Here is a 9,199-nt window from a genome sequence, read left to right on the forward strand (position 1 = left end):
ATTATGCTGTTCTTCCTTTAACCTCTGCAATAACCTCGTCGGCAATGTTCTTAGGAGTCTCCGAGTAGTGAGAGAATTCCATTGTTGATGTCGCACGACCCGAAGTAATTGTACGTAGGTCGGTTACATAACCAAACATTTCAGACAATGGCACCTTAGCCTTGATCACTTGTGATCCGTTACGGCTATCCATACCTTCAACTTGACCACGACGCTTGTTCAAGTCACCTACAACGTCACCCATGTTCTCCTCTGGAGTAAGTACCTCAAGCTTCATGATCGGCTCAAGAAGTACCGGGTTAGCCTTAGGAAGCGCTTGCTTGTAAGCCAATTTCGCCGCCAATTCGAATGAAAGCTGGTCGGAATCCACAGGGTGGAATGAACCGTCTTTCAATGTTACCTTCAAACTGTCTACAGGGAAGCCTGCCAATACACCGTTGGACATAGCATCCTTGAAACCTTTCTCTACTGAAGGGATAAATTCTTTAGGTACGTTACCACCTTTGATCTGATTGTCGAAAATCAAACCTGGCTTCTCTTCGTCACCTGGCTCAATCGTTATAACGATATCGGCGAACTTACCACGACCACCCGTCTGCTTCTTGTAAACTTCACGGTGATCAACTGTTCCAGTAATTGTCTCTTTGTAAGATACCTGTGGAGCACCTTGGCTAACTTCAACCTTGAACTCACGCTTAAGACGGTCCATGATGATGTCCAAGTGAAGCTCACCCATACCGCTGATTACAGTCTGACCTGAATCCTCGTCGGTGCGAACCTGGAAAGTAGGATCCTCTTCAGCAAGCTTGCCAAGAGCAATACCCAACTTATCTACGTCAGCCTTCGACTTAGGCTCAATAGCCAAACCGATAACCGGATCTGGGAAGTTCATTGACTCGAGAACGATAGGGTTCTTCTCGTCGCAGAGTGTATCTCCAGTTTTGATATCCTTAAATCCAACCAAGGCAGCGATATCACCCGCACCCAAAGTGTCGATCTGATTCTGCTTGTTCGCGTGCATCTGGAAGATACGTGAGATACGCTCTTTCTTACCAGTACGAGAGTTCCATACATAAGAACCTGACTCAAGTGTACCAGAGTAAGCACGAGTAAAGCAAAGACGACCTACGAATGGATCCGTAGCAATCTTAAATGCCAAGGCTGCGAATGGAGACTCGTAGCTAGGCTTACGGCTCTCCTGTTCTTCTGTGTCTGGGTTAGTACCAGTAATCGCGTCAACGTCAAGCGGAGAAGGAAGAATTTCCATCACCATGTCGAGCATCGCTTGTACACCCTTGTTCTTAAATGCTGAACCGCACATCATAGGAACAACCTTACCGGCGATAGTAGCCTCGCGCAATGCGTCAAGGATTTCACGCTCAGTCAAGGAAGCTGGATCCTCGAAGTACTTCTCCATAAGTGTATCGTCGAATTCCGCAACGGCCTCCAACAATTTCTCACGGTACTCTTCAGCTTCTTCCATCAAGTCAGCTGGGATTTCAACTTCCTCGAAAGTCATACCCATATCCTCCTCGTTCCAAACGATACCACGGAAGTTGATCAAGTCGATCACCCCTTTGAAGTCAGCCTCAGCTCCAATTGGAATCTGAAGTGGAAGAGCGTGGCTACCCAACATCTCTTTCACCTGACGTGTAACGTTAAGGAAGTCGGCACCTTGACGGTCCATTTTATTTACGAACCCAATACGAGGTACGTTATAGTTGTTTGCTAGTCTCCAGTTGGTTTCTGACTGTGGCTCAACGCCGTCCACAGCACTGAACAAGAATACCAACCCGTCCAACACACGGAGGGAACGGTTAACCTCAACAGTAAAGTCAACGTGTCCCGGAGTATCGATGATGTTCACGTGGTAGTTGTCACCACGGTATGGCCAGTTAAGCGTCGTAGCAGCAGAGGTAATAGTAATACCACGCTCCTGCTCTTGCTCCATCCAGTCCATTGTAGCGGCACCATCGTGTACCTCACCAATTTTATGGCTAACACCACCGTAGTAAAGAATACGCTCGGTAGTAGTTGTCTTACCAGCATCGATGTGAGCAGCGATACCGATGTTTCTTGTATACTTGAGATCTCTTTTTGCCATGATCTTATTCCTAATACAGATTGATGGTTAGAATCTAAAGTGTGAGAATGCCTTGTTGGCCTCTGCCATACGGTGAGTGTCAATACGCTTCTTCACAGCAGCACCTTCTTCTTTAGATGCAGCGATGATTTCGTTCGCCAAGCGCTGAGCCATTGTTTTCTCGTTGCGCGAGCGTGAGTATTGAATCAACCACTTCATCGCCATAGAGATTTTACGCTCTGGACGAATCTGCATAGGAATTTGGAAAGTAGAACCACCTACACGGCGGCTGCGTACTTCTACGTGCGGCATAACATTCGTCAATGCTTCCTTCCAGACCTCCAAGCCGTTTCCACTTTCGGTCTTCTCCGCTACGATATCCATGGCATCGTAGAAGATACTGAAGGCAACACTTTTCTTGCCGTCGTACATCAAGTTGTTTACAAATCGAGTCACCAACGGATCGTTGAACTTCGGATCCGGGAGAAGAATTCTCTTCTTAGCTCTGGTCTTTCTCATGTCGCAATGGAATGATTATGCGTTTATTTTTTAGCCTTAGGGCGCTTAGTTCCATACTTAGAACGACGCTGATTACGTCCCTCCACACCAGCAGTATCCAATGCACCGCGTACAATGTGGTAACGAACACCTGGAAGGTCCTTAACACGACCTCCGCGCACCAATACGATGCTGTGTTCCTGTAGATTATGGCCTTCTCCGCCGATGTAAGCGTTAACCTCGTTTCCGTTGGTCAAGCGCACACGGGCTACCTTTCGCATCGCTGAGTTTGGCTTCTTAGGCGTAGTCGTGTAAACACGAGTACAAACTCCACGACGCTGTGGGCATGATTCCAGAGCGGCCGACTTGCTCTTCTTCTCAATTTTCGTTCTGCCTTTGCGAACTAACTGTTGAATTGTTGGCATCTGTTATACCTTATTGCGTTGATTTTCTTGCAAATACGTAATTATCCCCGATTTTTTGGGGACTGCAAATGTAGGACAAAAAACCTATCCCACAATGCTTTAGCTAAAAATGTTATCGATAAAATGCACTGAGTACGAGGACCATACTCACGGCGGAATCATCCGGCCGACATATCATGCCGACAAAGGTACTTTATACCATTAATATATAGGACATCAATCAGGTGGAATTCCAACGGGCTATTTCATTCTTCCCAACAATCTACTCAACTACCAATACCGGCTCAAGTGAAACACGTCCAGTAGCCTCAACGATCTTCAAGAAATACAGCCCAGCTTCATTTGGCATATGGACTTCTACCTCCAAGCCTGACACGACTTCATGACCTACCTCTCTCCCACTGGCATCCAGTATGGAAATTTCAGCCATTTCAACTGAATGAATAACCCGTACTACGTCTCGTGTAGGATTTGGATAAACCACTAATTCAGAGCTGTTGAACTCGTCAGCACCAATACCCGTTACTACCGAGAAATCAAAATGATGGTCTATGAAGTACTGGCCGACTTCAAAACGTAAAACCGTTGGAATTTCTCTTCCCAAGTCATTGGCTGTAGGAGTGATCGTGAACTCCAGCCACTTCGCTCCTGAAATGGGGTAGGACCTTGTTACCATCCTCTGAAACCTTTGCACAATATTAAACGCTCTAGGGATGAACAGACCCGCATTAGAGTTCGTCGATAAGTGAAAGCCCACCGTATCGGCTCGATTAAGCCTGAAGTCATACCTCGATGGATGCGTAAACAATGAGTCTAATAGCAATATCGGTTTATTCTGAGGCGGAGGCGCTACAAGTGAAACAAACACAGGCCAATCAATATTAATGACCGAATTAATCTGTCCCGATTGATCTCTTGAAACAATCTTGTACCCAATGCTGAAGCCCGAATATGAGCCGCTGGGAGACGTGTATTGATATATCACCATCCCATCCGGTGTGAGAATCGTATTGGGTAAAGTCGCCACCGAATCAACGAATGCAGAATTCAATGGAACCGGACTATTCTCATCATTCTCATATACTTGCCCAAACCTATAACTCACCAAATCTCCATCCTTGTCATAGGCGCGAATCGACTGTGGGTAATCTCTATTCGATGCAATCACACTCGCCGGAGGTGCAATCATCTCTGGATGGGAGTTTCCGTTCCCAGTATTGAGCGTGCTCCAAATGAAAAGACCTTTTATTCCTGAACTCGGTGTAATATTCTGCATTCCATTAGGTCGACAACAAAGCTCATACGAGAACATATAATCGGTATTCGGTAGAAGCTGAACTTGTGCCACATATCTCCGCAGCTCCATTGAATAAGGTATGGGGCCATGCGGTATAGAACTTTCGAAAGCCAACGATACGGTAGATGTGGTTGTCGGGGAAACGATATCGACTGTCGGAGTGAAAATAGCTGTTCCACTATAAGTCGCATAAAACTCAATTCGGTAATTCAACCTACCGTTTGTTGCACTACCGAGGTATTGAGCACGGAAATACCCTCCGCTGAAATGGGATCCGAATCCTGATAAAACAGAGAGTAGAGCGAAAAGAGTAAATAGCTTTTTCATAAGAGAGCGGTTGTTCAATATTCAAGGGTAAGCATATAAAAACAATTCATAAAGATGAAATGAGGCAGAACTCCACCAGACTGAGTGACCGATTCCCCAAACTCGCCTCATGCATGATTTCCAATAACCTTTCTCTCTGAGATTTCGGACAGCCACTTTTGATTCCCTATTTTTGTATCCTTTCACCCAAATCTAAAAGCGACAACGTTTGAGTTCATACATCGATCAGCTGAACGACGCACAAAAGCAGGCCGTACTAGCTACCGAAGGTCCCATGATGGTCATCGCCGGCGCAGGATCCGGTAAAACCCGAGTGCTCACGTATCGCATCGCCCACCTCATGGAAAAAGGGGTGGATTCTTTTCAAATTCTCTCGCTGACCTTTACCAATAAGGCCGCCCGAGAAATGAAAGAACGTATCGCCTCCATCGTGGGTGAAAGCGAAGCCAAAAACCTCTGGATGGGAACCTTCCACTCTGTTTTTGCACGCATCCTTAGAATCGAAGGCGACAAACTAGGCTATCCGTCCAACTTCACCATCTACGACAGTGAAGATTCCCTCAAAGTGATTTCGTCACTTATTAAAGAGAACAACCTCGACAAGGATATCTACAAACCGAAATCCGTTCAAGGTCGGATATCAAGCTACAAGAACAATCTCATCACGCCCAAGGCTTATCAAAATCGTCCCGATCTTCAGGAGAACGATGCCACTGCGCGCATGCCAATGATTGGCCAGCTTTACACCGCATACACCGAAAGATGCTTCCGCGCCGGTGCCATGGATTTCGATGACCTTCTTCTCAAAACGAACGAACTCCTACACCGATTTCCCGATGTACTCGCCAAGTATCAAGAGCGATTCAAATACATCCTGGTGGACGAGTATCAGGATACAAACCACAGTCAGTATTTGATTGTAAAAGCCCTCGCCTCTCGTTTCGAAAACGTTTGTGTTGTGGGCGATGATGCCCAGTCTATCTATGCCTTCCGTGGCGCCAACATCCGAAACATCCTCAATTTCCAAAAGGATTACCCGGATGCGAAAATTTTCAAACTAGAACAGAACTACCGCTCCACTCAGAACATTGTTGAAGCGGCAAACAGCATCATTGCCAAGAACCGGGATCAGCTCGAAAAGAACGTTTGGACTTCCAACGACAAGGGCGAACAGATTGTAGTTCACAAAGCGGTAAGTGATTCCGACGAAGGAAACTGGGTAGCCTCGAACATCTTCGAGTCTCATCAGAACAACCATGAGCCCTGGAGTTCATTCTGTATTCTCTACCGAACAAACTCCCAGAGTAGAGCTTTTGAGGACGCTTTTAGAAAGCGCAACATCCCATATAGAATTTACGGCGGCCTTAGCTTCTATCAGCGCAAGGAAATCAAAGACCTTATGGCCTATTTCCGATTGGCCATCAACAATTCAGATGAGGAAGCCTTCCGACGTGTAATCAATTATCCAGCAAGAGGAATTGGTCAAACCACGATGGATCGCCTCATCAACGTGGCGAATAGCCAGGAGAAGAGCATTTGGGATATCGCCGAAAACATCTACCTCTATCCTACAGGTATCAACAAGCCGACGCAGCAGCGAATTCTAGACTTTGTTGAGCGCATCAAGAGTTACGGCGTCCTTGCCCAAAAGCACGACGCCTTTGATGTGGCAGCGCATATCGCAAAAACTTCAGGTCTGATTAAGGCAATGTCGGAAGACAAGACACCCGAAGGCGTAACCCGAACGGAGAACATTCAGGAATTGCTGAATGGCATCAAAGACTTCTCCGAAGAACAGAAGCAGATTGAAGATGGCGATGCAACCCTCGCCTACTACTTGCAAGACATCGCGTTGCTGACCGATGCCGACAAGGACAATCCAGAAGACATGAACAAGGTGAACTTGATGACAATTCACCTTGCCAAGGGACTTGAGTTCCCATATGTATATATCGTAGGCATGGAAGAGAACCTGTTCCCATCCATGATGTCGATGAACACTCGTTCCGATTTAGAAGAGGAACGTCGACTATTTTACGTCGCACTAACACGCGCCGAGAAACGAGCGTACTTAACGTATGCTCATGTACGTTACCGTTGGGGAAAACTCATAGATTGTGAGCCGAGCAGGTTTATCGAAGAGATAGATGAGCGATTCCTCGACATCCGTGTTCCGGAGTTTGGCGGGTTCTATTCACCACCAGACGAAGTGAAGGCGGCATTTGATTCACCACAGAGCAGAACTGTATCTAGAGGCAATGACAGTTTTGGAGGAAAACCGAGATTCATGAAGAAGCAACAAGAACAAAAACCAATCGTACCACCTAAGAAACACCAGAAACTGAAAACCGTTTCTGAAATGAACGATAGCGGTGAAGCTTCTAATGTTCCAGATGATCTCGAAAAGGGAACTCGCGTTATCCACGATCGCTTTGGTTTAGGTACCGTGAAGGAGATTACCGGAAGCGGAGCAGACCGCAAGGCTATCATCTTTTTTGATAACGCAGGGGAAAAACGCCTTCTACTTAAGTTTGCTAAATTGCAGAAGGCTCGCAAGAGCTGATTACACGCATATATATGACTAAAGATCTAACCCACATCCCAGATGTGGAATACAATACAGACCGTCCGGATTTAGCTATCCCCGAGTACGGCCGAAATGTTCACCGCATGGTTGAGCATTGCATGACCATCGAAGAAAAAGAAAAGAGGAATGCCGTAGCACAGTCCATCATCGACGTGATTGGCAACCTCAACCCTCATCTTCGCGACACACCAGACTTCAAGCACAAGCTTTGGGACCACTTGTTCATCATGAGCGATTTTAAGCTTGATGTCGATTCCCCTTATCCAATTCCAACCGCAGAAACGTTCGCCGGACTTCCCGAAAAGGTGGAATACCCTGCTCGCACCTACAAGATGCGACACTATGGTCACATTGTACGCGAGATGCTCAGCAAGGCCATCGAAATGGAAGACGGCGAAGAGCGCCAGGAGTTGATTCGCCAAATTGGCAACCAAATGAAGCGCAGCTATCTCACTTACAACAAGGATACAGTAGATGACGCGGTGATCTTGAGAGAGCTTGAAATTCTCGCTGAAGGAAAACTCAGCACAGAAGGCATAGAGCTTTCAAATGAATTAGTTCTTCCAACCGCTGCCAGCAGCAGCTCGAAGTCGAGCAACAACAATCGCCGAAAGAAGAAAACGCGCAAGCGCAAGAAATAACGAACCACACACTACAAGCCAATATGGCCACATTTCAAATTCAAGGAGGCAAGAAGCTCAGCGGCGAAATCACCCCTCAAGGTGCCAAAAACGAAGCACTTCAAATTCTATGTGCTGTTCTCCTTACCGATGAAGAAATCACCATTTCCAACATTCCAGACATTCGTGATGTCAACAAGTTGATTGACATTCTCGAAGACCTCGGCGTGAAGATTCGAAAGAAAGGTCCCGGAGAATACACCTTCCAATCGGACGACATCAATCTCAACTACCTCTTCTCACCTGAATTCCGCGAACGCGGTGGTGCGCTCAGAGGTTCCATCATGATCGTTGGTCCACTTCTCGCCCGCTTTGGCAAAGGATACATCCCTAAGCCAGGTGGTGATAAAATTGGACGTAGACGATTGGATACGCACTTCCTAGGCTTCCAAAAATTGGGCGCCAAGTTTGTGTACGAGGAAGGTTCAGACTTCTACGGCGTAGAAACCGATGGTGGATTGAAGGGCGCATATATGTTGCTCGATGAAGCTTCAGTAACCGGCACGGCCAACATCGTCATGGCAGCTGTGCTAGCCGAAGGTGTGACCACCATTTACAACGCAGCCTGCGAACCCTACCTTCAACAGCTTTGCAAAATGCTCGTTCGCATGGGCGCAAAGATTGAGGGTATTGGATCGAACTTGCTAAAGATTACCGGAGTTGAGAAACTTGGCGGCTGCGAACACAGATGTTTACCTGACATGATTGAAGTGGGCTCTTGGATCGGTCTCGCGGCCATGACCAAGAGTGAACTCACTATCAAAGACGCCCAATATGATGAGCTTGGGGTGATTCCAGAAGTGTTTAAAAAGCTAGGGATCAAACTAGAACGTAGAGGCGATGACATCTACATTCCCGCTCAAGATATTTACGAAATTGAAACGTTCATCGACGGCAGTATCATGACCATTGCCGATGCTCCTTGGCCGGGCTTCACGCCTGACTTGCTAAGCATCGTACTCGTCATTGCTACTCAAGCAAAAGGAAGCGTGTTGATACATCAGAAGATGTTCGAAAGTCGCTTGTTCTTCGTCGATAAACTGATTGACATGGGTGCGCAAATCATTCTTTGTGATCCACACCGCGCAACAGTTATTGGATTGGAACGTAAGTATCCGCTCCGTAGTACGACTATGACTTCACCGGACATCCGTGCCGGTATCTCACTTTTGATAGCTGCTTTGAGTGCAGAAGGTACTTCTACCATACACAACATTGAGCAGATTGATAGAGGCTACGAGCGCATAGACGAGCGTTTGAGAAAAATTGGCGCGGAGATTGTTCGTTTGAACTAAAAGCACA

General features: G+C 46.7%; 7 protein-coding genes. 3 read left to right on the forward strand and 4 right to left on the reverse strand.

Translation table 11 applies throughout. From position 1 onward, the window contains the following. Position 1: 1 nt before the first annotated feature. The 4 genes from fusA to F8C67_RS11270 all read right to left on the reverse strand — a co-directional run bounded on the left by fusA (position 2) and on the right by F8C67_RS11270 (position 4,630). A complete protein-coding gene (gene fusA, locus F8C67_RS11255; RefSeq protein WP_151667950.1) occupies positions 2-2,104 on the reverse strand; it encodes an elongation factor G in 2,103 nt (700 codons plus the stop codon). A 27-nt stretch (positions 2,105-2,131) separates the two neighbouring features. Then, complete coding sequence (gene rpsG, locus F8C67_RS11260) at positions 2,132-2,602, reverse strand: 30S ribosomal protein S7 (protein ID WP_151667951.1); 471 nt, start codon at positions 2,600-2,602, stop codon at positions 2,132-2,134. Between the two features lie 23 nt (positions 2,603-2,625). Next, positions 2,626-3,006 (reverse strand): 30S ribosomal protein S12, encoded by a 381-nt coding sequence (gene rpsL, locus F8C67_RS11265; RefSeq protein ID WP_151667952.1) that lies wholly within the window; start codon positions 3,004-3,006, stop codon positions 2,626-2,628. Positions 3,007-3,268: 262 nt separating this feature from the next. Further along, positions 3,269-4,630, reverse strand: coding sequence for a T9SS type A sorting domain-containing protein (locus F8C67_RS11270; RefSeq protein ID WP_151667953.1), 1,362 nt, complete (start codon positions 4,628-4,630; stop codon positions 3,269-3,271). A gap of 208 nt (positions 4,631-4,838) precedes the next feature. Here F8C67_RS11270 and F8C67_RS11275 point away from each other — a divergent pair, with 208 nt between their 5' ends. Genes F8C67_RS11275 through murA form a run of 3 tightly spaced genes read left to right on the forward strand, consistent with a single transcriptional unit; the run spans position 4,839 to position 9,192 of the window. After that, positions 4,839-7,193 carry an ATP-dependent helicase gene (locus tag F8C67_RS11275; RefSeq protein WP_151667954.1) on the forward strand — a complete coding sequence of 785 codons (2,355 nt, stop codon included), beginning with the start codon at positions 4,839-4,841 and terminating at the stop codon, positions 7,191-7,193. Between the two features lie 14 nt (positions 7,194-7,207). Further along, positions 7,208-7,858, forward strand: a complete 651-nt coding sequence (locus F8C67_RS11280; RefSeq protein ID WP_223277556.1) for a DUF4290 domain-containing protein — start codon at positions 7,208-7,210, stop codon at positions 7,856-7,858. A gap of 23 nt (positions 7,859-7,881) precedes the next feature. Next, on the forward strand, positions 7,882-9,192 hold the full coding sequence (murA, locus tag F8C67_RS11285; protein ID WP_151667955.1) for a UDP-N-acetylglucosamine 1-carboxyvinyltransferase: 1,311 nt from the start codon (positions 7,882-7,884) through the stop codon (positions 9,190-9,192). The last annotated feature ends 7 nt before the right edge of the window (positions 9,193-9,199 follow it).

Source organism: Phaeocystidibacter luteus (genome assembly GCF_008933115.1).
Taxonomy (GTDB): domain Bacteria; phylum Bacteroidota; class Bacteroidia; order Flavobacteriales; family Schleiferiaceae; genus Phaeocystidibacter; species Phaeocystidibacter luteus.